This is a genomic window from Aliiroseovarius sediminilitoris (assembly GCF_900109955.1).
Lineage (GTDB): Bacteria > Pseudomonadota > Alphaproteobacteria > Rhodobacterales > Rhodobacteraceae > Aliiroseovarius > Aliiroseovarius sediminilitoris.
This window is the reverse complement of record NZ_FOJB01000001.1, coordinates 1,184,371-1,208,842: the sequence shown is the minus strand read 5'-3', so window position 1 is coordinate 1,208,842 and position 24,472 is coordinate 1,184,371. Positions and strand designations below refer to the sequence as shown.

Annotated in this window: 22 protein-coding genes and 2 pseudogenes; 16 read left to right on the top strand and 8 right to left on the bottom strand. The window is 57.4% G+C overall.

All coding sequences use genetic code 11. From position 1 onward, the window contains the following. The first annotated feature begins 95 nt into the window (after positions 1–95). A complete protein-coding gene (locus BMY55_RS06055) occupies positions 96–530 on the top strand; it encodes a TRAP transporter small permease (RefSeq protein ID WP_245744661.1) in 435 nt (144 codons plus the stop codon). After that, positions 527–1,837 (top strand): TRAP transporter large permease, encoded by a 1,311-nt coding sequence (locus tag BMY55_RS06050; RefSeq protein WP_091429157.1) that lies wholly within the window; start codon positions 527–529, stop codon positions 1,835–1,837. Before BMY55_RS06055 ends, BMY55_RS06050 begins: the two co-directional genes overlap by 4 nt. A gap of 383 nt (positions 1,838–2,220) precedes the next feature. On the opposite strand, the gene BMY55_RS06045 is transcribed toward BMY55_RS06050, so the two are convergent. From BMY55_RS06045 to BMY55_RS06020, 6 genes are all read right to left on the bottom strand, one after another. Then, positions 2,221–2,922 carry a FadR/GntR family transcriptional regulator gene (locus BMY55_RS06045; protein ID WP_218142232.1) on the bottom strand — a complete coding sequence of 234 codons (702 nt, stop codon included), beginning with the start codon at positions 2,920–2,922 and terminating at the stop codon, positions 2,221–2,223. 158 nt (positions 2,923–3,080) lie between these two features. Next, positions 3,081–4,607, bottom strand: coding sequence for a tripartite tricarboxylate transporter permease (locus BMY55_RS06040; protein ID WP_091429153.1), 1,527 nt, complete (start codon positions 4,605–4,607; stop codon positions 3,081–3,083). Positions 4,608–4,610: 3 nt separating this feature from the next. Further along, positions 4,611–5,015, bottom strand: a complete 405-nt coding sequence (locus BMY55_RS06035) for a tripartite tricarboxylate transporter TctB family protein (protein WP_245744762.1) — start codon at positions 5,013–5,015, stop codon at positions 4,611–4,613. A gap of 247 nt (positions 5,016–5,262) precedes the next feature. Beyond that, positions 5,263–6,228, bottom strand: coding sequence for a Bug family tripartite tricarboxylate transporter substrate binding protein (locus tag BMY55_RS06030; RefSeq protein WP_091429149.1), 966 nt, complete (start codon positions 6,226–6,228; stop codon positions 5,263–5,265). 646 nt (positions 6,229–6,874) lie between these two features. Next, complete coding sequence (locus tag BMY55_RS06025) at positions 6,875–8,395, bottom strand: aldehyde dehydrogenase (NADP(+)) (RefSeq protein WP_091429148.1); 1,521 nt, start codon at positions 8,393–8,395, stop codon at positions 6,875–6,877. A gap of 1 nt (position 8,396) precedes the next feature. Further along, on the bottom strand, positions 8,397–9,122 hold the full coding sequence (locus tag BMY55_RS06020; protein WP_091429147.1) for a ribonuclease activity regulator RraA: 726 nt from the start codon (positions 9,120–9,122) through the stop codon (positions 8,397–8,399). Between the two features lie 603 nt (positions 9,123–9,725). Between BMY55_RS06020 and BMY55_RS16900 the strand changes: the two genes are divergently transcribed. Then, the gene (locus tag BMY55_RS16900; RefSeq protein ID WP_177179300.1) at positions 9,726–10,004 is read left to right on the top strand and encodes a hypothetical protein; all 279 of its coding nucleotides are present in this window, start codon (positions 9,726–9,728) and stop codon (positions 10,002–10,004) included. 115 nt (positions 10,005–10,119) lie between these two features. Here BMY55_RS16900 and BMY55_RS06010 read toward each other — a convergent pair. Then, positions 10,120–10,715, bottom strand: a pseudogene (locus BMY55_RS06010) (helix-turn-helix domain-containing protein); the annotation flags it as partial. Positions 10,716–10,789: 74 nt separating this feature from the next. Here BMY55_RS06010 and BMY55_RS17030 point away from each other — a divergent pair. Next, positions 10,790–11,041, top strand: a pseudogene (locus BMY55_RS17030) (IS110 family transposase); the annotation flags it as partial. Between the two features lie 605 nt (positions 11,042–11,646). Here BMY55_RS17030 and BMY55_RS06000 read toward each other — a convergent pair. Next, positions 11,647–13,902: an adenosylcobalamin-dependent ribonucleoside-diphosphate reductase gene (locus BMY55_RS06000; RefSeq protein WP_091429146.1), complete on the bottom strand. Its 2,256-nt coding sequence runs from the start codon at positions 13,900–13,902 to the stop codon at positions 11,647–11,649. A gap of 125 nt (positions 13,903–14,027) precedes the next feature. On the opposite strand from BMY55_RS06000, the gene BMY55_RS05995 reads away from it, so the two are divergent. From BMY55_RS05995 to BMY55_RS05940, 12 genes are all read left to right on the top strand, one after another. Next, on the top strand, positions 14,028–14,465 hold the full coding sequence (locus BMY55_RS05995; RefSeq protein ID WP_091429145.1) for a DUF1489 family protein: 438 nt from the start codon (positions 14,028–14,030) through the stop codon (positions 14,463–14,465). A 270-nt stretch (positions 14,466–14,735) separates the two neighbouring features. Further along, a complete protein-coding gene (locus BMY55_RS05990; protein ID WP_091429144.1) occupies positions 14,736–15,599 on the top strand; it encodes a branched-chain amino acid aminotransferase in 864 nt (287 codons plus the stop codon). Beyond that, positions 15,592–16,626, top strand: a complete 1,035-nt coding sequence (locus BMY55_RS05985; protein ID WP_091429142.1) for an AbrB family transcriptional regulator — start codon at positions 15,592–15,594, stop codon at positions 16,624–16,626. Before BMY55_RS05990 ends, BMY55_RS05985 begins: the two co-directional genes overlap by 8 nt. Positions 16,627–16,684: 58 nt before the next feature. Then, positions 16,685–17,140 (top strand): universal stress protein, encoded by a 456-nt coding sequence (locus BMY55_RS05980; protein WP_091429141.1) that lies wholly within the window; start codon positions 16,685–16,687, stop codon positions 17,138–17,140. A 70-nt stretch (positions 17,141–17,210) separates the two neighbouring features. Continuing rightward, positions 17,211–17,774, top strand: a complete 564-nt coding sequence (locus BMY55_RS05975; RefSeq protein ID WP_091429140.1) for a NifU family protein — start codon at positions 17,211–17,213, stop codon at positions 17,772–17,774. Then, a complete protein-coding gene (tsaB, locus tag BMY55_RS05970) occupies positions 17,764–18,381 on the top strand; it encodes a tRNA (adenosine(37)-N6)-threonylcarbamoyltransferase complex dimerization subunit type 1 TsaB (RefSeq protein ID WP_091429138.1) in 618 nt (205 codons plus the stop codon). Before BMY55_RS05975 ends, tsaB begins: the two co-directional genes overlap by 11 nt. Before the next feature lie 10 nt (positions 18,382–18,391). Next, positions 18,392–18,832, top strand: coding sequence for a GNAT family N-acetyltransferase (locus BMY55_RS05965; RefSeq protein WP_091429136.1), 441 nt, complete (start codon positions 18,392–18,394; stop codon positions 18,830–18,832). Positions 18,833–18,991: 159 nt separating this feature from the next. Beyond that, positions 18,992–19,987: a BMP family lipoprotein gene (locus BMY55_RS05960; RefSeq protein ID WP_091429134.1), complete on the top strand. Its 996-nt coding sequence runs from the start codon at positions 18,992–18,994 to the stop codon at positions 19,985–19,987. 7 nt (positions 19,988–19,994) lie between these two features. After that, the gene (locus BMY55_RS05955; RefSeq protein WP_091429133.1) at positions 19,995–21,566 is read left to right on the top strand and encodes an ABC transporter ATP-binding protein; all 1,572 of its coding nucleotides are present in this window, start codon (positions 19,995–19,997) and stop codon (positions 21,564–21,566) included. Continuing rightward, positions 21,566–22,663, top strand: a complete 1,098-nt coding sequence (locus BMY55_RS05950) for an ABC transporter permease (RefSeq protein WP_091429131.1) — start codon at positions 21,566–21,568, stop codon at positions 22,661–22,663. Before BMY55_RS05955 ends, BMY55_RS05950 begins: the two co-directional genes overlap by 1 nt. Further along, the gene (locus BMY55_RS05945) at positions 22,663–23,628 is read left to right on the top strand and encodes an ABC transporter permease (RefSeq protein WP_177179298.1); all 966 of its coding nucleotides are present in this window, start codon (positions 22,663–22,665) and stop codon (positions 23,626–23,628) included. The genes BMY55_RS05950 and BMY55_RS05945 overlap by 1 nt, the downstream gene beginning before the upstream one ends. Further along, on the top strand, positions 23,612–24,415 hold the full coding sequence (locus BMY55_RS05940) for a purine-nucleoside phosphorylase (protein WP_091429126.1): 804 nt from the start codon (positions 23,612–23,614) through the stop codon (positions 24,413–24,415). The genes BMY55_RS05945 and BMY55_RS05940 overlap by 17 nt, the downstream gene beginning before the upstream one ends. Positions 24,416–24,472 lie beyond the last annotated feature (57 nt).

The following is a 24,472-nucleotide window of genomic DNA, read 5'->3' as shown; positions in this document are numbered from 1 at the left end:
ACAGGCGTCGCCCACTGCATGACAGGAGCATTCTCATGGTTGGCGTTTGGTTGGAAACGATCTGCAAGGGGTTGCGTGTACTTCTTGCCATACTGATGGCAGCGCTTGCAGTTCCTGTCGCGATGCAAGTGGTCTCCCGATACACTCCAATAATTCCGACCTATCTTTGGACAGAAGAGCTGTCGACCTTCATCTTCATCTGGATGGTCATGATCGGCTCTATGGTTGCAGTCTGGGATGGCACGCATTTTGATGTGCGTGTGTTGCCTGACGCAACACGCCCACTCGCCAGGTTGCTCCAGAACGGTTTTGTTCTGATCCTGATCATGGGGTTTGGATTGATCTTCGCTTGGTATGGCATCGAATATGCCGAGTTTGGAAGCAAACAACGCTCTGTCATGATGCGAGCGAACAAGTTGATAACGCATATTTCGGTCCCAATTGCGGGGGCTGCCTGGGCACTATTTGCGGCGTATCGGTTGTTTGAACAAGTGTCGGTGTATCGCCAAAGAAAAGGGGCTGCCCAGTGATCGTTTCAACACTCACCGCATGTATCATTCTGGTCGCGGGGTTTCTTCTTTTAGTGGCACTGCGGTTGCCAGTCGCCTTTGCGCTCGGAATCGCAACAATTCCAGTGGTTTTGATGGACATTCGCCTGACGCCGTTCATCGTTCTGGATCGGATGTTCCAATCCTATAACTCGTTCATTCTGTTGGCTGTTCCCTTTTTCCTGTTGGCCGCAAATCTTATGAACTCGGGCAAGGTCACTGACAGGTTGATCGAACTGGCTCGCGTGTTAACCGGTTGGATGCCTGGTGGTCTGGGGCATGTAAATGTCGCTGTTTCCATGCTGTTTGCCGGCATCTCGGGGTCGTCCACCGCAGACGCGGCAGGCTGCGGCAAAATCCTGATCCCTGCAATGCAAAAACAAGGATATGACACACGATTTGCCGTTGCGCTGACCGCCTGTTCGTCCGTGATGGGTGTGATCATCCCACCCAGTATTCTGATGATTGTCTGGGGGGGTGTGATGCAAGTTTCGCCCGGTGCTCTTTTTCTGGGGGGTGCTGTTCCGGGCTTCATGATCGGCCTGTCCTTGATGGCCACCGTGCTGGGCTACGCGCTGGTTTACAACTATCCCACCTATGGCAAACCCAGCCTGAGCGAATTGTGGTCCGCGCTAAAGGGGTCATTCTTGGCAATGTTAACCCCGATTTTCGTCATCGGAAGCATCGTTGGCGGTTTTGTCACCCCCACCGAAAGCGCCGTCATTGCCGCAGGCTATGCGTTGATACTTGGGATGTTCGTTTACAGAACGGTTACCATCAAAGATCTGGGTGTCGTCTTCTATGATACGGCCAGATTTGCCTCGATCTCGTTGTTCGCTATCGGAACTGCATCGGCGTTCGGCTTTATGCTGACGTTTTTCAAGGTCCCAACACTAATCGTTGAATCGATGACCGCAGCCGAGATGGGCACCGTCGGAACTGGCCTTCTTATTGCAGGATTATTTCTTCTGTTTGGGCTGTTCATCGACGCAATTCCTACAATCATCATTTTGGGCACAGTTCTGAAACCAGTAGCTGCAGCGGCCGGACTTGATCCGATTGCCTTTGCGATCATCGCGATTGTTTCGCTTTCCTTCGGCTTGGTCACGCCCCCCTACGGGCTTTGCTTGCTAATTTCTGCTGCAATCGGAGGTTTGAACGTGGTGCAAGTGATGAAGGACGTCGCGATCATCCTGATCCCGATGTTGATCATTTTGTTGCTTGTCATTCTTTTCCCACAGATTTCTCTGTGGTTGCCACAAACACTGATGCCAGGCGCGTTCCAGTAGATTGTCTTACGGGTGCTATGGGCCTGCTGGGATATGCTGCAACATGTTAGCGCGGCCAATCTAACGACAGCCTTGGCCAGTTTGAGGTCAACTGTTGTAGGTCCAATCAGGGCAATTTGATGAGAGAGAGTTTCTGGCACATCACGCCCAATTTAAAGCCTGCCCGCTCAATCGAACGCGGCAAGCTTGAAATACACTCAGCGTCATCACTTACGTCACAGGTCAGCTCTCATTCGAGAAGAACGGAGGTTCCTGCATAACGCAGCAGGGATTAGAATGCGATTTACGCAACGCCGACAAACCCAATCCATTTCATTGCGGCAATAGCATATGCAGAAAGAGCTGGATTACCAAGGCTTGAACGGTGGGATCGTACCAAACAGCTACATTTCCCGTGTGCCAACGAACATCCGATCCTTGGCGGCCGTGATGTGATGGCGCATGGTTGCCTCTGCAACTTCCGGCTGTTTGAGCCGGATCGCGTCAAGCACTGCGCGATGCTCTGCCAGTACCAGTTCCTGACGCCCCGGTATATCCAAAAGCGTCAGGGATCGAGAGAGCTTCACACCCTGGGCGATTTGCTCACCAAGGGATTCAAGAACAGCAGCAAAAAACGGGTTCTTTGACGCCCGCGCTACGGCGAGGTGAAGCATCTGGTCTGCCTCGACGCCCATGGCGTTTTCTTTATAGGCCTGTTCCATCACCTGATAGGCATGATCCATGGCGGCAAGATCATCGCTGTCTCTGCGCCGGGCTGCCCATGCGGCCGCAGCCCCTTCCACATCGATACGAAACTCGTAGCACCTCTGAACATCCGAGACCGATTCCAGCGGCACAAAGCCGATCAACTGCCGGTCGGGCCGACGCAGTACATAGCTACCAGAACCACGGCGGGACTGAACGATGCCGTCATCCCGAAGCCGCGACAGAGCCGCACGGACGATCGGGCGGGACACACCGAAACTCTGGGCCAAGACCTCTTCGGCGGGCAATCGGCTATTTACCGTGTATTCCTCTTCAAGAATTTTCATCAGCAATTGATCGTAAACTTGATCTGCCAACGTGGGGCGCAGGGTCTCTGGCAATCTGGTCTCCGTGGTTTCAGGTGGGACCGAGTATAGATCGGCCAAAAGGTTCGAAGTCTTTATAAACAGCGGCTGCGCCTTTGCAACGCTCAGGCATCCTGTGCCGTCCCATTGTCCAGTCGGTGCGATCATGGGGACGGCGCCAAGACAGCGGCACCTTACTTGGCTTGGGACGCTGGTGTTTTAGTGGCCGGTTTCCTGATCACCAGGAAATAGACAAAGACCAAAGTCAACAGGACAAAGAACAAACTGTCCAGGTTGGTTAGGAACGTTGTCGGGTCGCCATTAGACAGGGCCAGTGACCGGCGCAGGAATTCTTCCAGGTTGGGACCAAGGATATAACCCAGCAACATCGTAATCACTGGAAATCCATTGCGCCTCAGATAGAAGGCGAGAACACCCATCCCGAGAGCCATGAACATCTGGAATGTCGAATAGGTGGCCACGTAGCTGCCGACGACGGCCAAAAGGGCGATGACAGAGTAGAGGACATCCTTGCGCACCGACACAATCTTGATGAAGTACGGCCCTATCAGGTAGAGCGTCAATGGAATGAGCACCACGGCGCTGAACAGAAGCGCTGCCAGCATCGGCGCAATCAGACCGGCTTGATCGGACATCAATTGCGGCCCGGGCTGAATACCGTTGATCACCAGAACGCCAAGCATGATAGCAGTGATCGGATCGCCTGGAATGCCGAAGGTTAGCATCGGCACCATGGCCCCGCCGCAGACGGCGTTGTTGGCGCTTTCAGACGCGACAATGCCTTTTGGATTGCCCTTGCCGAAGGTCTCCGGCTCGGGCGACGTGCGCACCGCTTCGGTGTAAGCCAAGAAAGAGCCCATCGAACCGCCGGCCCCCGGCAGAGTTCCAACGAAATAGCCGATCAGGCAGGACTTGAAATAGCAACTGAAGCCGATCTCGCGGATATCGGACAGCGGCGGCAGGAAATCCCTGCGTCTGATCTTGACCTTATCGGCGGCCGCGGTGGCAGCGCTGATATCTCTGGACGAGATGGCCTGCATGAGAACTTCTGCTATCGCAAAGGTTCCGATGATAACAGGCATCAGGTCGATCCCTGCCGTCAGGTTGCTATATCCAAAGGTGAACCGGGTAATCGGCTCCATTGCATCAAGACCGACGGTGGCAAGCATGAGGCCGATACAGGCGGCCAAACCGGCCTGTGGAATGCGTCCGCGCTGTGCAATAACGACAACAACCATGGCAAAAGCGAGCAATGAGAACTTGCCGGTGGTTTTGACGAGCAGGGAAAGCTCGGCCACGAAAGGCGCGACCGCGATCAGGAGCAAGGCTCCGACCGCACCGCCGAACATCGAACCCAGCGCGGCATGTCCCAGCGCTAGGGCACCTTTGCCTTGTTGGTGCATAGGATAGCCGTCCAGAGCAGTCATCATCGAAGATGGTGCCCCGGGGATGTTGATCGTAGTTGCTGTGATGCTGCCACCGCACATACCGGCCATGTAAATACTGGCACTGGCCATCAGCGCAGTTTCCACGCTAAGCGTGTAGGTCAGCGGCAAAAGCAGGGCCATGGCCAGCGTCGCGGTCAGGCCGGGAATGGCAGCAAAGATGGTGCCAATCACGAAACCAAGGATCACGTAGGTCAGGTTGAGGGGATCCAGCAGCAGGCTGAAGCTGTTGATGACAAGAAGAATGAAGTCCATGACTTAACCCCACAGCGTCGGGAGTCGAACCCCGAACAGTTGTTGGAACGTGACATAGGCGACGACCACTACCGCTGCGGAAATGGCGGCCTTCACGAGAAACTTTTCAAAGGACGAGAAGATCACGATCAGCACGAAGACGAAGAGCCCCGACGAAATGAAGTATCCCACTGTCTTGAAAGCCGTGATGTAGGCAAAGATGGCGACAACAACCCAAAGATGGGTGTAGTTTGCCGGTTCGCTCTGGCGCTTTTCCTCGGGTTCAGAACGCAACTTCTGAACAATGAGAATGCAAGAAAACGTGATGGAAGTGGCCCCCAAGAGGATCGGGAAGAAAGAAGGCGTCAATCCGCTTTCAGATGTTGGAGCGCCCAAACGCAGTGCAGAAATGAGATATCCGACCGACACTGCCAAAGTGACATATAGAAATATCAGGTGTCTATTTAAGAGCATCGTCTTCTCCCGATATGGGTTTGATGGTGTGGCAAGCGCTATGTGGTTTTTCGCGCGGTCAGACCCCTGGAAGAAACCGTTAGGTCACGCCCACTCGGGGCGTAACGCGCCAATGCCGGGTTGAATCCCAGCTGACTGCGTCACCTGCCCTTTTTGGTCATGCCCCCGACCCAAAGATCGGAGGCATGTTTCATGCTATGGTTTACAGGTCCAACTCGTCCATAAGAGTGAAGGTCTTGTTCTGAAGTTCTTCGATCCAGGTTTTAACCTCGTCAGAGCCAAGCCAATCAGCGGTCACGCCAACCTGCTGCAACCAGTCCTGAAACTCAGCCGTGTCGTATGCCGTCTTAAACGCTGCCTCGAGCGTTGTGAGCGCTTCTTCTGGGGTATCTTTCGGTGCCGCCAAAATGATGAAGCTACCAGTCTGCAGATCGAAACCCTTGGAGCTGATTGTGGGCACGTCTGCGTAAGTCTTGTTCTGAACAGACGTCAATTCGACCACACCCTTGGCATCGCCGGAGGAAATGATACCGCTGAAATCACCCAGACTGGAGATCGCTGCGTCGAGTTCGCCCGACAAAAGTGCTTCTGCCTCGGCGCTCGAGGAACCTGCATAGGTGATCACATTGAAATCGACGTCCAGCAGCTTTTCAAGCTGGCTGACCGATAGATAGGGACCCGAACCCTTCGGTGCTACACCAATGCGCACCGTGCCGGGATTGGCCTTGGCCTTTTCGACCAGCTCTTCAAAGGTGTTGATGCCAGAATGCTTAGAGACGACGATTGCGTCGGCTTCGCTGGTGATACGGGCGATTGGGGCCATGTTGTCCAGCGAATAGCCCGGAACCATCTCGCCACGCGGCAAGGTTATGACGCTGTCATAGGTCAGAACGCCGACGGTATGACCATCGGGGCGAGAGCTGGTCATCTGGATCAGACCGGTTGCTGTCACAGCGCCCGCGATGTTTTCGACATAGATGGATTTTGGCAGTTCTTGTTCGGCAATGTTGCTGATCTTACGCGAAATTGCATCTGCGCCACCGCCTGCTGGCCACGGAACGATCAGCCGGATATCTCGGGTGGGGTAATCAGCTGCGGCGACCGAAGTGCCGATGATACAGGCACCAAGCGCCAGCACGAATTTACTTTTCAGGTTTTTAGATAGCATAGATCTGTTCCTCCTTTACAGATGTCGTCGTCCAGAAATATCTGGCATGTTGAATGAACCGAGTGGCCGGGCGGCCGGATCCACTTCGTCAGTTTGACTTCGATTTTTTCTTAGAGGGTAAGCAAAGTCGGGATGGGCTCCGCCTTTCGCTTTCATGCTGCGGAACGGGCGGGGCACCTTCAGGCGGCAAACTGCACGCCAATGCCTCGTCAAACTATTGCGCCCCTTGAAGCTTGGCAGTCCCGCACCTCAAATGCGACTGATAACACCCTCCCAAAATTACCAAGTCGTCACTTCCTATTGCGGTCTGCAAATCTGGCGCACGCTCCAGAAAGCTTAATTCACCATACGGTACTAATTATTACAAATCAATTCTATTATTTACCAATTATTGGGAAAAACCACGGATATCGCCTCTTTTATGTTCATAGTAGCAATATTTTTGGATATCTACCTACTAAACTAGACCATCTCCGGGGATATCTGGCAGAATTTGTAATACTGCGCGGTCGGTTGGAACTGAGTTTCTCATCTTGCCCTGCTGCAGTGAGGTCAGAACAAGATGCCTGGTGCTCAGTCAATAAAGAGACCCGCCAACCGCATAATGATGCGGCGGCGGGTTAGCAGATACCAATCCGTGCAAGGGTTAGCTTTTCACGAGGTCGTCTGGGAGGAGTGCTTCTGGAAGGTTCTGGTAACACACCGGACGCAGGAAGCGGCGAATTGACAACGTGCCAACAGATGTGGCGCCGAAGTTAGTGCTTGCTGGGTATGGCCCTCCGTGAACCATCGCATCGCAAACCTCGACACCTGTCGGGAAGCCATTGGCCAGAACTCGGCCTGCCATACGCTCCAGCACAGGCAGAAGATCGCGCGCGAGGTTGATGTCGCCGTCGTCCATCTGCATTGTCGCGGTCAATTGCCCTTTGAAGCTTTCCGCAAGCACTTTCATCTGCGCGATGTCCTTCACACGGATCACCAACCCAAGGGGGCCGAAAACCTCTTCCGACAGCTCTTCATTGCCCAGCCAGTCATCGGCCGAAACCTGGAACAAATACGGCGCGGCATTCCGACCTTCGCAGGCCGTGGTCAGCAGGGATCGAACGCCAGCACCTTCCGAGACCCGGCGGGCACCATCGCGATAAGCGTCGGCCATTCCATCCGTCAGCATGGTTTGATCGGACACAGATTTGAGCCCGTCGGTCGCGGCTTGCACGAAGGCATCCGCATCTGGCCCGTCCAGCACGATAGCGATTCCGGGGTTGGTGCAGAATTGGCCCACGCCCATCGTCAGGCTTTCAGCCCAGCCGGTGCCAAGAGCCGCACCACGAGCAGCTGCCGCTTTCGGCAGGACGAACATAGGATTGACGCTACCAAGCTCACCAAAGAATGGGATCGGCTCGGGCCGCGATGCGCAAAGATTGAAAAGCGCGCGGCCGCCGCCGAGGCTGCCGGTAAAACCAACGGCCTTGATACGCGGATCCGTCACCAACGCCTCGCCCACAGCACGCGTGCCACCTTGGACAAGACTGAAGATTCCCGCCTCCATCCCCAACTTTTCAAGTGCCGCAACAATGGCTTCACCGACGACTTCCCCGGTACCCGGATGTGCGCCGTGGCCTTTGACAACAACAGGGCAGCCAGCGGCCAGTGCCGCCGCCGTATCACCACCAGCGGTGGAAAAAGCGAGCGGGAAGTTAGATGCCCCAAAGACGGCAACCGGGCCGACCGGACGCTGCATCATCCGCAGATCGGGGCGCGGCAGCGGCTGCCGCTCGGGCAGGGCTTCGTCATGGCGCCGGTCGAGATAGTCCCCGGCCAGAATATGCGACGCGAACAGGCGAAGCTGGCCGGTCGTCCGGCCCCGTTCACCTTGCAAACGCGCAGCGGGAAGGCCGGTTTCCGCACATCCGATCTCGGTGATCTGATCACCACGGGCGTCAATCTCGTCGGCAATGGCATTCAGAAGCGCCGCGCGCTCTTCGCGCGACGTGGACGCAAAGCCCGGGAAGGCCGCATGAGCCGCAGCACAAGCCTGATCCACCAACTCGGGCGAACCGGACGAAAAGTCAAAGGCGTCTCCCGTCGCTGGCGCGGACGAAAACCGCACCTCTGAACCGACGCGCTTGCCTGCGATCAAGTGATCTCCGTGGGGAATAAAGGTCATGCTATCGTCCTGTCCGTTCGCGCCATGCATCGTATTTCACAAGGTTTTCTTCGTCCGTACCCGGGTAGAGCCCGATGATCCCGGCGCCCTCGTTCACCTGCTCCAGCACAAAATCCTCGTAGGATTCCATGTTCGTGCATTCATCAGCGATCTCATCGGCCAGATGTGCCGGGATCACCATCACGCCATCGCCATCGCCCAGCATCACGTCACCGGGAAACACCGGCGCATCGCCGCAGGAAATCGGGCAATTGATTTCGATGGCCTCGTGTAGGGTGAGGTTTGTTGGTGCCGAGGGGCAGGCAAAGTAGGCCGGCATATCGAGAGCCCCGATGCCCAATGCATCGCGCACACCTCCGTCTGACACGACACCCGCAGCGCCGCGTTGCGCAAGACGGGTGATCAGGATCGATCCGGCTGTGGCGGCACGACTGTCCTTGCGGGCATCCATCACCAGCACATAACCTTCCGGGCAAGTCTCAACCGCTACGCGCTGCTTGTGGTCGCGGTCGCGGAAAACGGTGAGCGGGTTGCGGTCCTCTCGCGCCGGAATATAACGAAGTGTAAAGGCCTGTCCGACCATAGTCACCGACTTTGGCTTCATGGGCACGACACCCTGCACAAACTGGTTGCGCAAGCCGCGCTTATACAATGCCGTCGCAACGGAAGCCGTAGATACCTTGGTTAGTTTGTCACGTGTTTCTTTGGTCAAGATGTATTCACTCATTCTCTCGTCCTATCGTGTGGCTCGTTTCAGCCATGTTTGCTTTGAATCCGATCCAAAGTTCGCCTATCGGAAGGTGCGGCCATTTTAGCGACCCGACCGAACTAAGCCGATGCCAAGACTCGTCAGGCGGAAAATCCCCGATCGCGTCAAATCTGATCCGTTGTAGGCTTGGCCGATCAGCGCATCATAACCGCCTTGTGGCGTCCGGCAGTTAAGTCGCAATCCGATCACCATCGCGCTCGCCAAATCAGCTCTTCCCAACACCCCCTCAAAAGTTAGGAAAATTAGTACGCCACCTTGAAGTATATGTCAATATTAGTAATAAATTTTTGGGAAAAGGCCGAGCCTGCTGGGTGAGCGGAGGGTTATTTGTACTTTATGATTACAAATTTAATGATAGGCGTCTCACTCCGTATGATACATTAGGCGGTAAACACAGGGCAAATGTCTGGCTACTTTGGTGTGCTAGCTAGCACAGTCGGCACTACACGTTCCGTTTCGCACCTGTCTCTCTTGGAGCCATTGAAAATAAAAAGATATGATTGTTGAAGTCGCAAGCCTGATCAGCGAGATCGCGAAGCCTTTCGTGTTGTCGAATTTAGTTTGCAATACAGCTTCGAAAACGTCAGTGCCATTCCCGGGCTGTGGCGGTCGTTTAACGCGAAAGTTGGTGATGTGGTCGGCGCAGTCGATGGCGCGGCATACGGGGCCGGTTGTGAAGCCGATGAAACTGGCCAATTTCGCTATGTTGCCAGTGTCGAGACAGCCGAAAAGACCAACGGTATGGACTGCCGCGCAACCCGCGCAACCAATGCCCCCGGCGCACATGTCTGCGCACAGATCGACACCTTCTCCTCATCCGACCAAAAACGCTTGTTCTGACCTTTCTTGCCCGCCATATCTGCCCTCAAGATGCCCACTATCAATGGTGGACACTTATCAACACACTCTATGCACCGTCAGAGCAGCCACCCCCTGCAGCGATTGCCCTGAAGTGGTCCCAGACCCGCGATCGCCTCGGGCTGCGATCCTCAAGTGCCTCGGGATCACCAGCCACGTAGCGATCATACCAGCGGTAAAACGTGGTCCTGGGAAAGCCGAGCTTGTCCAACGTGCGCTTGGTCGGCAGATGCGATCCTTCGACGAGGCGGATGATCTCCAGTTTCTCGGATGCGCGAGACCTCATTCCTCGTCGCCCCCATCCGCGATCATGCTTTTTTGTGCAGCCGCAGTTCGAGGGCCTGCTCGGCCACGACCTCCTTCAGATCACGGGCCTCTCGGCGCAGATCCTTGACCTCGCTCGACGTCGCCGCACGCGCCGTGTCGCCCGCCATGCGCTTCTTCCCAGCCTCAAGGAACTATTTCGACCAGCTGTAGTAAAGGCTCTGGGCGATGCCCTCACGGCGGCACAGCTCGGCATTCGACCATTGTCCTCGGACCAGTGGCGGACAAGGTCTCATTGTCTTCGCCCTTCAGGCCGTCCAGCACGATCCTGATTTTCTCTTCCGCAGAATATTGCTTACGGGTGGCGCGGCGGATAACCTTGATGACCTTCTCGCCGTGGCTCCGCTTGGTTCCGGGTTTCTGTCTCATCTTATGGAATGGACGCCCCTTGCACCCGAGCCGATAGTTTTGGGCAAACGTAGCAAGCAGAAGGAATTCACAGAATGCAGTTACTTGCGATTGATTTGGGCAAACAGTCGTTCCACGTCCACGGGATTACTGATGAGGGCGAGGTGATGTCAAAGAAGGTTAGCCGATCCAAGCTCGAAGCCGCAGTTCAGAAACTTTCCCCGGAAACCGTTGCCATGGAGGCTTGCGCCAGTGCTCATCATTGGGGCCGACGGTTCCAGGCTCTGGGGTATGGCGTGCGCCTCGTTCATCCACGCTTCGTAACGCTGTTTGTCAACCGTAACGATCGACATGCGAGATGGGCACAGGACCTGCTGGCACGCGCAGGTCACAACAAGACGCTCGCGGCAATCGCCAACAAGACAGCACGCATTGCCTGGGCGGTGTTGCGGAGCGGAGAAAGCTACAAAACGGTGTACGGGCAGCCCGGAAGCTCAGCTTCCAAGAATGCGGGGTGATATGACGATGGTGTCACGGCAGGAGCCGCCAATTCAAAGCCTGTAAGGAGTGGTGGCCACGAAAGGCCGGTCATCTTGGCAGGCACCGAAACCAGCGGATCCCACCGAGGCCAGAAGCAAACGATAATGCTTCGTCAAAGGCCGGATAGATTCACGCATCCAATGCCGTAAATACAATCATGAAAAACACCTTGCGCAGGGGGGCGTCCATAGATTCACGCCATGAAGGTTACGATGAGTCAGAAACCCTCTCTTGTCAAATCGCCCTAAACTGTCCCATTGGCGCTGACGTCATACAAGTCATTGAAAACAAAATAAAACCACCGACAGCCAAGCTATCGGTGGTCATTTGATCTGTGCCAAGAGGTCAAAAAACACCCCCGAATGGCCATGTTATGCTATGCTAAACAAACAACAACGTCTCATCGTTCACGTCACCCACATTTTGAATGCCCACAAGACGCACATGTCATACAGCCTTCGACCATGCGCATGTCATATTGGCCGCAGCTTGGGCAGGCTGGGCCGCGCGGCGCGTTGCCAAGGTTGATAACCTCGGCGTGGGGGTCGGTTTTCAGGCCCATCCCCTCGCCTTCAAGGAACCCTGTGAGCACCATGTGGCGTTCGATGACACCGCCGATCGCGGCCAGAATTGATGGGATGTATTTCCCGTTCATCCACGCCCCGCCACGCGGGTCAAACACAGCTTTCAACTCTTCGACCACGAAGCTCACATCTCCCCCGCGCCGGAACACGGCCGAGATCATGCGGGTGAGCGCAACCGTCCAGGCGAAATGCTCCATGTTCTTGGAGTTGATGAACACCTCGAACGGGCGGCGATGGCCATTCAGGACCAGATCGTTCACAGTGATATAGATCGCGTGTTCACTGTCGGGCCATTTGACCTTGTAGGTGTGCCCTTCCAGCGATTGCGGGCGGTCCAGCGGTTCGGAAATATAGACCACATCTGCACCGGAATCTGCTTCGGGGGCTTTCTCGCTGTCCTCGGAGACAGACAAAACAGAGCCTGTTACATCATTGGGGCGATAGGTCGTGCAGCCTTTGCAGCCGCTATCCCAGGCTTCCATATAGACGTCTTTGAATGCCTCGAAGCTGATGTCTTCAGGGCAGTTGATGGTCTTAGAGATCGAGCTGTCGATCCATTTCTGCGCGGCGGCCTGCATCTTTACATGCGCGAGTGGGTCAAGCGTCTGGGCGTTCACGAAGTAATCCGGCAGTTCCTTATCGCCAAACTTGTCACGCCACATCTGAACAGCGTAATCCACGACCTCTTCTTCGGTCCGCGAGCCGTCCTTTTGCAGCACCTTGCGAGTGTAGGCATAGGCAAAGACCGGTTCGATCCCTGACGATACATTGCCCGCATAAAGGCTGATCGTTCCGGTGGGCGCGATCGAGGTCAGAAGCGCGTTGCGGATACCGTGTTCACGGATCGCGTCGCGCACGTCCTGGTCCATATGCGTCAGCGATCCGGAAGCCAGATATTTCTCGGCATCGAACAACGGGAACGGGCCTTTTTCTTTCGCCAGTTCCACCGACGCCAGATAAGACGCGCGCGCGATCTGCTTCATCCACGCTTCGGTCTGGGCGGCGGCCTCGTCCGAGCCGTAGCGCAAGCCCAGCATCAGCAGCGCGTCGGCAAGGCCCGTGACGCCAAGGCCGATCCGACGCTTGGCCAGCGCTTCCTGACGCTGGGCTTCCAGTGGAAAGCGACTGGCGTCCACGACATTGTCCATCATCCGAACGGCGGTCGCGACCAGTTCGGTCAGGGCGTCGCCGTCCAAGCGAGCGGTATCCTCGAACGGGTCTGCAACCAGACGCGCAAGGTTGATCGACCCCAACAGGCAAGCGCCATAGGGCGGCAGGGGTTGTTCGCCACAGGGGTTCGTCGCGGCAATCGTCTCGCAATAAGCGAGGTTGTTCATCTGGTTGATGCGGTCGATGAAGATCACACCCGGTTCGGCGTATTCGTAAGTCGCCTTCATGATCTTGTTCCAAAGGTCTCTCGCCTCGACCGTGTGATAGATGGTGCCTTCAAATTTCAGGTCCCAGCTGGCGTCATCCTTCACCGCCTGCATGAAATCATCTGTCACCAGCACCGACATGTTGAACATGCGCAGACGGGCGGCATCGGATTTTGCGGTGATGAAATCTTCAATGTCCGGATGATCGCAGCGCATCGTCGCCATCATCGCCCCACGGCGCGAGCCCGCAGACATGATGGTGCGGCACATCGCGTCCCACACATCCATGAAGCTGAGCGGACCAGAGGCATCCGCCGCCACGCCCTTCACATCCGCGCCACGCGGGCGAATGGTCGAGAAATCATAGCCGATCCCGCCGCCCTGCTGCATGGTCAGTGCGGCTTCTTTTAGCATATCAAAAATGCCGCCCATACTGTCGGGGATCGTGCCCATGACAAAGCAGTTGAACAACGTCACAGACCGGCCCGTGCCAGCCCCTGCGGTGATGCGACCGGCGGGCAGAAACTTGAAATCTTCCAAGGCACCATAGAACGCGTCTTCCTGCGCGGGTTCGGCTTCGGACAGCGCACGGGCGACCCGGCGCCACGTATCCTCGACCGTCTTGTCGTCAGGCGCACCCTCAGCCGTTTTCAGGCGGTATTTCATATCCCAGATTTGTTCGGCGATGGGGGCAGCAAAACGGCTCATGCAGACGATTCCTGTGCGTGTTGGAAGGCCCTTGAGACTAGGCGATCCGGCCGGGTGAGGTCAATTGCCAAAGGACGAGATTCGGCGTAAAGTGGTAAGCTAACCACAATATCTGGGGTGACTTCGTGGTCAGCACCATAAATCTGGTAAAACTCTGTGTCGGAGCAGAGAAGGTCGAAGACCTTGAAACCTGGCAGGCTGCGCGCATGGCGCAAAGCGGTCAGGCCAACCCGCGTCACGTCACGCGCATGTGGCCCAAGCGCGAGGAAGAGCTTCTGGCTGGCGGCTCTTTGTATTGGGTTTTCAAAGGGCTTGTCCTTGCCCGTCAACGCATCGTTCGGTTGGAAGAAGTGATTGGCGAAGACGGGATACGGCGCTGCGGTATCGTGTTCGACCCTCGGGTTGTCCGCACCGAAAGCCAACCCCGCCGTGCCTTTCAGGGCTGGCGTTATCTGACACCACAGGACGCTCCGCGCGACCTGTCCACCAACCGCGCGGGTTCGGACGACACGCCTCTGCCCAACAAACTGGCGGCGGCGCTGGCAGATATTGGCATTCGGTGACGGCACACAACAAGTGCAGATGTCACAAAACGGAATCATTATCGCTCCAAACTCGACCCCGTGATCGATTCTCGGTCTGACCGGTTGCCCGCCCGGACAGACGGATCAGATCGCACAACGCGTGTGCCCGTCCCGTCTTTTCGCATACGCACGCCCCCGGCAGCGATCCCCAACTGCCGGGGGTGTTCTTTCCTGTTTCGTGCAAATGCAACGGGTCTGGACACCCGACCTTTGCCTGATAGTCTCGCCCGCAGTTTCAAGGAGATTTCGATGGCGACCGGCACCAATATCCGCACCTATTTCAACGGCACATGGCATGATGGCGACATTCCGGTCATGAACGCCGCAGATCACGGTGCGTGGCTGGGCACCACGGTCTTTGATGGGGCGCGGTATTTTGAAGGAATCCACCCGGATCTTGAACCCCACTGCGCCCGCGTGAATCGGTCGGCCGAGGCGTTGATGATTACGCCGACAGTCGAAACTGCCGCCATGGTCGAGATCGTCAAAGAGGGTCTTGCGACCTATCCAAAAGATACCGCCCTCTATATCCGCCCCATGTATTGGGCGCTTGATGGAGGTGATCTTGGTATTGTGCCGAAGGCTGGGGCAACCGGCTTTTGTGTGTCGCTTGAGGAAATCCCGATGGCGCCGCAGAGGGCGGTGACGACGCTGACCACGACCCGCTTTCGCCGCCCGGTGATCGAGGACGCCGTGGTAAACGCAAAGGCCGGGTGCCTTTATCCCAACAATGCCCGCATGTTGGCCGAAGCGCGCGCCAAGGGCTATGGCAACGCGCTCGTCGCCGATGCCCTTGGCAATGTGGCCGAAACCTCGTCCGCCAACGTGTTCATGGTGCGCGACGGCGAAGTGTTCACCCCGATCCCGAACGGCTGCTTTCTGGCCGGAATCACCCGCGCTCGTCACATCGCCAATATGCAGGCTGACGGGATCAAGGTGCATGAGACCGTTCTGACATTCGACGACTTCCACAAGGCGGACGAGGTGTTTCTGTCGGGAAACATGATGAAAGTCACGCCGGTCAGCGAGTTTGACGGAACGATATATCGTTCTGGGCCCATGACGCGCCGGGTGCGCCAGTTATACTGGGACTGGGCGCATTCCGATGGCTGAGCCAAATCGAACGCTCCTGACACTTTGTGTCGGATCACTTGGGGCGGCGGTGGCTTGGGCGGTCAATTTGCCGATGGGGTTTTTGCTTGGCCCGGCGCTCGTTGTCGCCTTCGCCAGCCTGCGCGGTATGGATACCGACATCGCACCACCCCTGCGCAACGTGATTTTCATACTGGTCGGGATCACCGTGGGGTCGATGGTCACGCCAACCAGTATCGAGGCCGTGCTGCGCTGGCCCATTGCCTTCGCCATGCTGGCCGCGCTGACCGTCGCAACACCCTATATCGGCCGTTGGGTGTTGACCCGCAGCATGGGATTTGATCGCGACGAAGCCTTCCTGTCAGCCGCGCCGGGGCATCTGAGTCTGGTCGTTTCGCTGTCCGACAGCCTCGGCATCCCCGTGGCCCGCCCGGCCATCCTGGCGTCGTTCCGCGTGCTGGCGCTGAGCTTGTTTGTCCCCATCGCCGCCCGTCTGTCAGGGATCGAGCTTGGCGCGGGTTTGCCGGTCGGTCGCGCGACCGCGCCATGGTTGATGATAGGGGCGGAATTGATTGTGGCACTGGCGCTTACTCCGCTCCTGATCAAGATCCGCTTGCCCGCGCCTGTGCTGCTGGCCGCCATGATCGCCGCGGCGGCGTTCCACCTGACCGGCGCGGTTGATGGCAACCTGCCCCCCTGGGTCAGCCAGGTTGTGCTGATGATGATGGGTTGCCTGATTGGCACCCGGTTCTCGGGCGTGACCTGGCGGGATCTGCGGCACAACATGGCGGCGGCGGGTGTGGTTGTCCTGCTCACGGCCTCTCTGGCTGCTGCTGTGGCGATCCCGACGGCTTTTTTGTCGGGCCTGCCTTTGCTGGACATGCTCGTTGGATTTGCCCCCGGTGGGCTGGAGACCATGATCATCGTTGGGGTCGCCATGGGCGGGGATCCCAGTTTCATTGCGGCGGCGCACGTTGGGCGGCTGGTCTTGCTGGCGATCCTGATCACCACCTACGCCACCCGCATCGCGCGCGGCGCCACGCGTTGAAAACCGTGGACAGCACCCTACCCCTGATGCAGACTGGCGCCGTTTCGGGAGGTCCAACATGCGCAAGTTCCTTGTGATCCTTGATGACAGCCGCGAGTGCCTGAACGCCATGCGTTTTGCGGCCATGCGGGCTGCCAAAACCGGTGGTGGCGTACAGGTTCTGTCCGTCATTGCGCCGGACGAGTTCAATCACTGGATCGGCGTTGGCAACATCATGCGCGAAGAAGCACGCGAACGCATCACTGTGCATTTCGAAGTGTTTGCCAAGTGGATGCGCGACCGTCAGGGCGTGGACCCGGAACTTGTGATCCGCGAAGGAGAAGCAGTGCCCGAGATTATGGCACAGATCAACGAAAACCCGGATATCGGTGTTCTGGTTCTGGGTGCGGGGTCGGAAAAAAACGGCCCCGGTCCGATCATCAACCAATTGATGCGTGCCTCAGCCACGCTGCCCGTGCCCATGACCATCGTTCCCGGCGAAATGTCCAAGGATCGGCTGGAAGAGATCACCTGACAATCCAGCGCATCTTGACTCTTCCCGGCGCGAGGCCCATATCAAACCTGACAAAAAAGGTGCGCCAAAAATGTTCATCCAGACCGAATCCACACCAAATCCCGCCACGCTGAAATTTTTGCCCGGACAGGCCGTTCTTGGCACCGGAACGGCGGATTTTCCATCCGCTGATACGGCGGGAAGCTCGCCCCTGGCCGAACGCATCTTCAAGGTGCAAGGCGTAACTGCGGTTTTCTTCGGTGCCGATTTCGTGACCGTGACCAAGGGGGACGATGTCGAATGGGATCACATCAAACCTGCGATCCTCGGCGCAATCATGGAACATTTCCAGTCCGGCCAGCCTGTCATGGCAGGCGAAGCCAGCGCCCCCGCCGGTCATGCCGAGCATGACGGTGAAGATGGCGAGATCGTGGAACAGATCAAGGAACTGCTGGACACCCGCGTGCGTCCCGCCGTTGCGCAGGACGGTGGCGACATCACCTTCCACGGGTTTGATCGTGGCATCGTGTATCTGCATATGCAGGGTGCCTGTGCGGGCTGCCCCTCGTCGACCTTGACGCTGAAGATGGGCATCGAAAACCTTTTGAAGCACTATATCCCCGAGGTGATCGAGGTGCGCCCTGTTGCCGCGTGACCCTTTGATCCTGGCGTTTGACACATCGGCCGCGCATTGCGCGGCCGCTTTGCTGTCAGGCGACAGGATCATCGCATCACGTTTCGAACCCATGGCACGCGGACAAGCAGAACGCTTGATTCCGCTGCTGGAAAAGGTAGTGGCGGATGCGGGCCTGTCATGGCGTGACCTTGCAGCAATTGGGGTCGGGATTGGGCCGGGCAACTTCACCGGGATCCGCATCTCGGTTGCCGCAGCGCGTGGTCTTGCCCTGTCGCTGGGCGTGCCTGCGATTGGCGTCTCGTCCCTTGATGCGCAGGCTATCGACGCCAAACGCCCGGTCTGGTCGTTGATCGACGCACGGCGGGACCACGTCTACGCCCAATATCTGCGCGCGGGTGGCGATGATGAAGCCCCTGCTTTGATGTCAGCCCGCGAAGCTGCCGCGTGGAAAGGCGCGCGGGTCGGGCCAGACGCATTGTCCGATCCTGCCCCGGCGATCGCACGTATCGCCGCTGCGCGTCTTGCGACAGCCGGACAAACCTCGATCCCGCGCCCCGCGCCCTTGTATATCCGTGCAGCCGATGCCGCCCCACCCCGTGATCCCGCACCTCTGATCCTTCCCTAAGGACTGCGGGATGTTCGAGCTTACTCCAACCCATCTTGCGCGGCTTCACGAAGTGGCTTTTCCTGAAAGCCGCGCGTGGAACGAAGATGAAATGCGGGCCTTGTTATCCTCGCCACTGGTCTTCACGGTGGGCACACGACATGGCTTTGCAATGGGCCGAGTGATCCTGGACGAAGCCGAGCTTATGACCATCGTCGTCCACCCCGACCAACAAGGCAGAGGTCTTGGTCGTCGACTTCTGACCGCGTTCGAGGTCGATGCCCAATCCCGCGGCGCAAAGCTGGCGTTTCTTGAAGTCGCCGAGAACAATGGGCCAGCACGCGCGCTATATATGTCGGCGGGTTGGGTCGAATCCGGACGCCGATCAGGCTACTATGCACGCCCAGCGGGTGGCGCGGTCGATGCCATCTTGTTGAACAAGCCCCTTCCCTTGGGTGAACCTTCTGAATAATAGACATTTTCAACGCGGACCACGAAACTTAATGTTGACCGCGCCCTTGCCCTCCGCCCAAAATCCCGGATGATCCTATTCAGCGATCTGCTCGCAGACTCTGGGAATCGGCTGACATTCCGTCCGCGACCCCCAACAACAACAACCGGGAGTATTAACATGACCCTGATGAAGACATTTCTTGGCGCCGCTGCGTCGATGGCCCTGACCGCCGGGACGGCACTGGCTGATCCCGCGATCATCTTCGACCTTGGCGGCAAGTTCGACAAATCGTTCAACGAAGCCGGTTTCAATGGCGCTGAAAAATGGGCCAAGGAAACCGGCGGCAGCTATCTTGAGATCGAGCTTCAGTCCGAAGCCCAGCGCGAACAGGCACTGCGCCGCTTTGCTGAAACCGGAGCCAACCCGGTGATCACCCTTGGCTTCGCCATGTCGGCGGCCCTGTCCGAAGTGGCCCCGGATTTCCCGGAAACCACATTCGTCACCAATGACGGCTGGTCGGATGCCCCCAACGTCCTGAATGTCGCGTTTGCCGAGCATGAAGGCTCGTATCTGGCCGGCATCATGGCTGCGATGGCATCCAAGTCGGGCACCGTCGGTTTTGTCGGCGGAATGGACATCCCGCTGATCCGTAAGTTCGGTTGCGGCTACGCACAAGGCGTTCTGGCGACAAATCCGGATGCCAAGATCATCTCGAACATGACCGGAACCACGCCGACGGCTTGGAACGATCCGGTGAAAGGTGGCGAGTTGACGAAAGCACAGATCAGCCAAGGCGCTGACGTGATCTATGCTGCGGCTGGCGGCACCGGTCTTGGTGTATTGCAGACCGCCGCAGACGAAGGTGTGCTGTCCATCGGTGTCGATAGCAACCAGAACTACCTGCACCCCGGAAAGGTGCTGACTTCGATGGTGAAGCGGGTCGATGTTTCGGTCTATGACGCCATGAAAGAAGGCGAAAACCTGAAGCCCGGCGTGCGTGTCATGGATTTGGCGCATGACGGCGTTGGTCTGGCGATGGACGAATATAACGCCGAACTGGTGACGGATGAGATGAAAGCCGCCGTTGAAGAGGCCCAAGCCAAAATCATCTCGGGCGAAATCGCCGTTCACGACTATCAGTCGGACGACACCTGCCCCGTCATGAAGTTCTGATCGGGCGATGGCTGACATGAGCAAAGGGGGGCAACAGGCGACTGTTGCCCCCGCCATCGAACTTCGCGGCATCTCGAAGGCCTTTGGGCCGGTGCAAGCGAACAAGGACATCTCGATTTCCGTGCAGCCGGGAACGATCCATGGGATCATCGGCGAAAACGGCGCGGGAAAATCTACCCTGATGTCCATTCTGTATGGGTTCTACAAGGCCGATGAAGGGCAGATCTTCATCCACGGCAAGGAAACCCAGATCCCCGACAGTCAGGCCGCAATTGCTGCCGGTATCGGGATGGTGTTCCAGCATTTCAAACTGGTCGAAAATTTCTCGGTGCTGGAAAATGTGATCCTCGGCGTGGAAGATGGCGCGATGCTGCGTCCGTCACTGGCCAAGGCCCGAAAATCGCTTAAATCGCTTGCAGAAGAATATGAACTCCACGTTGATCCGGATACGCTGATCGAAGACCTTGGCGTCGGTGTACAACAACGTGTCGAGATCCTGAAAGCACTCTATCGCGAGGCGGATATCCTGATCCTGGACGAGCCGACCGGCGTGCTGACACCGGCCGAAGCCGACCACCTGTTCCGCATCCTCAATGGGCTGCGCGATCAAGGTAAGACGATCATTCTGATCACCCACAAACTGCGCGAAATCATGGAGATCACAGACACCGTGTCCGTCATGCGGCGCGGCGAGATGACCGCGACAGTCAAGACCAAGGACACGAACCCTGAACACCTGGCAGAACTGATGGTGGGTCGTAAGGTGCTGTTGCGTGTCGACAAGGTCCCTGCAAGTCCCGGCAAGAAGATTCTGGAGGTCGAGAACCTGCGCATGGTCGATGATCATGGGGTGGAACGCCTGAAGGGCATTTCGCTTAACGTGCGCGCGGGTGAAATCCTTGGCATCGCGGGCGTGTCCGGCAACGGCCAGTCGCAGTTGCTGGAGGTTCTGGGCGGCTATGCCAATGCCACCGGCGAAATTCGTATCAGTGGTGATTCAATTGACCTGACCGGCAAGTATTCCGACGGGCGCTCGCGGCGGGCACGCGGGATCGCACACGTGCCCGAGGATCGGCAGGAGCACGGTCTGATCATGGACTTCCCGGCGTGGCAGAACATCGTCTTCGGTTATCACCACGCGCCGGAATACCAAAAGAACAAGTTTCTGATGGATAACGCGAAAATCCTGGAGATTGCCCAGGACAAGATGGACCGGTTCGATGTGCGCCCCCCCAATCCGCAACTTGAGGCGAAAAGTTTCTCGGGCGGCAACCAGCAAAAGATCGTCGTGGCGCGCGAGATCGAGCGCAACCCCGATCTGCTTTTGGTTGGCCAGCCGACACGCGGCGTCGACATCGGCGCGATCGAGTTCATTCACAAACAGATTATTGCCTTGCGCGATCAGGGAAAGGCGGTGCTTCTCATCTCGGTCGAATTGGAAGAAATCCTGTCCCTCAGTGATCGAATTGCGGTCATGTTTGACGGCCATATCATGGGCGAACGCCTGCCCGACCAGACAGATGAACGTGAACTGGGCCTTATGATGGCCGGGGTCACACAGGAAGGGGATGCAGCCTGATGCAGAAGATGCCCAAGTGGGCCGATGTGGCTCTGATCCCCTTTCTGAACCTGCTGATCGCTTTTGTGCTGTCTGGGCTTGTCATACTGGCCATTGGTGAAAACCCGATCAATGCACTTCGGATGATGATTTCCGGGGCGCTGGGGTCAACCTACGGCTGGGGTTACACGCTTTACTATGCCACCAACTTCATCTTCACCGGACTTGCCGTGTCGATCGCCTTTAAAGCGGCGATGTTCAACATCGGCGGCGAAGGTCAGGCGATGATCGGCGGGCTGGGTGTTGCGCTGGTTTGTCTTTATATCCCCTTCCCGCATTGGACCGTCGCGATATTGTTCGCCATGATCGGCGGGGCTGTGTTTGGCGCGGCCTGGGCACTTATTCCCGCCTATCTGCAAGCCCGACGCGGCAGCCATGTGGTGATCACCACAATCATGTTCAACTTCATTGCGGCAGCCGCACTGAACTATGTTCTGGTGAACGTACTGCGTCCAAAAGGCGAGATGAACCCGCAAACCGCATCGTTCCCCGAAACAACACAACTGCCCACACTGCACGACGTTCTTGCTCCGATCGGCATAAACTTCTCGAAATCCGCGCCTGTGAATGTCTCGCTTTTCATCGCGCTTGCGGCCTGCTTGATCGTCTATCTTCTGATGTGGCGGTCACGTCTGGGATACGAGATCCGCGCTTTTGGCCTATCCTCAGAAGCATCAGTCTATGCGGGTATATCACCGTTCAAGATCATCATGGTCGCCATGATCCTGTCCGGCGGCTTGTCGGGCATGATGTCCATCAACAACACGATGGGCGAGGCCGAGCGACTTGTCCTGAATTCGGTTGAAGGCGCTGGCTTTATCGGGATCGCCGTGGCGCTGATGGGCCGCAATCACCCGTTTGGGGTGCTGCTGGCGGCTTTGCTGTTCGGCTTCCTTTATCAAGGCGGCAGCGAATTGTCGCTATGGACGAAAATCCCGCGCGAGTTGGTCATCGTCATCCAGGCGCTGGTGATCCTGTTCACCGGGGCGCTTGACAACATGGTCAGGGCGCCGGTGGAACGCGCGTTCATCCGGTCTGCAAAACGGGGGGCGCACTGATGGATTTCCTGACGATCATCCAAATCGCAGACAGCGGCTTGCGTCTGGCAACACCGCTTTTGCTGGCCTGCCTTGCCGGGTTGTTCTCGGAACGAGCGGGCATTTTCGATATCGGGCTTGAGGGCAAAATCCTTGCCTCGGCCTTTTTCTCGGCAGCCGTTGCAGCGGCGACCGGGTCGGTCTGGCTGGGGCTTCTGGCCGGTGTGGCGTCCTCGATCGCGTTCTCTGCGGTGCATGGCCTTGCCTCGATCACCTTTCAAGGGAACCAGTTGATCTCGGGTGTGGCGCTGAACTTCTTTGCCTCGGGCATCACGATCCTGATCGGCACTGCGTGGTTCGGGCTTGGCGGGCGCACGCCAAGCCTGTCCGGCGGTCAGCGTTTTTCAAATCTGGAACTGCCCTTTGCCAATGCGGTGGCCGATGTGCCGATCCTTGGACCGATCTATTCCGATCTGTTATCGGGCCACACAATCCTTGTTTACGTGGCGCTTCTGATGGTGCCGTTGTCATGGTTCGTGCTGTATCGCACTCGCTTTGGCCTGCGCCTGCGGGCCGTGGGCGAAAATCCTGCGGCGGTCGATACGGCAGGCGTATCGGTGATCCGGCTGCGCTACGCGGCGATGTTGATTGCGGGCGTCCTGTGTGGTTTGGCCGGGGTCTATCTGGCGACAGGACTCGCCGCAGGCTTTGTGAAGGAAATGAGCGCAGGTCGCGGCTATATCGCGCTGGCGGCGTTGATTTTTGCCCGGTGGCGTCCGTGGCACGCGCTATATGCCACGCTGCTGTTCGGTCTGCTGGAAGCCATCGCCAACCGGTATCAGAACATTGATCTTGGCACCTTCGTCATTCCGGTGCAATTCATGCAGGCCCTGCCCTATATCCTGACCGTGATCATTCTGGCTGGCTTCGGTGGCACCGCTGTTGCACCGAAAGCCGGGGGGCAACCCTATGTCAAGGAACGCTGAGGCGCTGACCCGGCAGGTTCGCAACCTGGCTGGGTCAGAGCCGGTCGAGGTGGGCCTGGTCCTTGGATCAGGCCTGGGGCATCTGGCCAATACGGTCGACGGGGTTGCGATCCCCTATGACCAGCTTGATGGCTTCCCACAGGCGCATGTATCGGGCCACAATCCGAAACTGGTGATCGGGCATATGGAAGGCACACGGGTTGCCGTGTTTGGCGGCCGGTCACACTATTACGAGCATGGCAAAGCCGATGCGATGCGCCTGCCGCTGGAACTTCTGAAAGCCCTTGGCGCGGATCGCCTGATCCTGACCAACGCGGCCGGATCAATGCGGCTGGACATTCCGCCCGGCGAGCTGATGCTGATCTCGGACCACATCAACTTCTCGGGGTTGAACCCGTTGATCGGCGAAGTGGCTGACGCTCGTTTCGTGCCCATGGGCGGTGCCTATGACGCCGAGATGCAGAAGGTTTTCGCAAAGATCGCCAAAGATGAAGGCGTTGCTCTGCCCCCTGGCGTCTATGCCTGGTATTCCGGCCCGTCCTTCGAGACGCCCGCCGAAATCCGCGCCATTCGCACCTTGGGGGCGGACGCGGTCGGCATGTCAACCGTGCCCGAAGTGATTCTTGCGCGCTTCCTTGGTTTGCGGGTTGCCGCCTTTTCAACCATCACCAACATGGCGCAGGGTTTGTCGGACGAGGCGATCAGCCACGAACATACCAAGGCAATGGCACCACTTGGTGCTGAAAAGCTGGAAAAACTGGTTCGACGCTACTTAACACGTGACTAACCCCCGCCTCATGGGCCAATAAAGAAACAACCAGCCAATTCACAGCCAGCCCAGAGT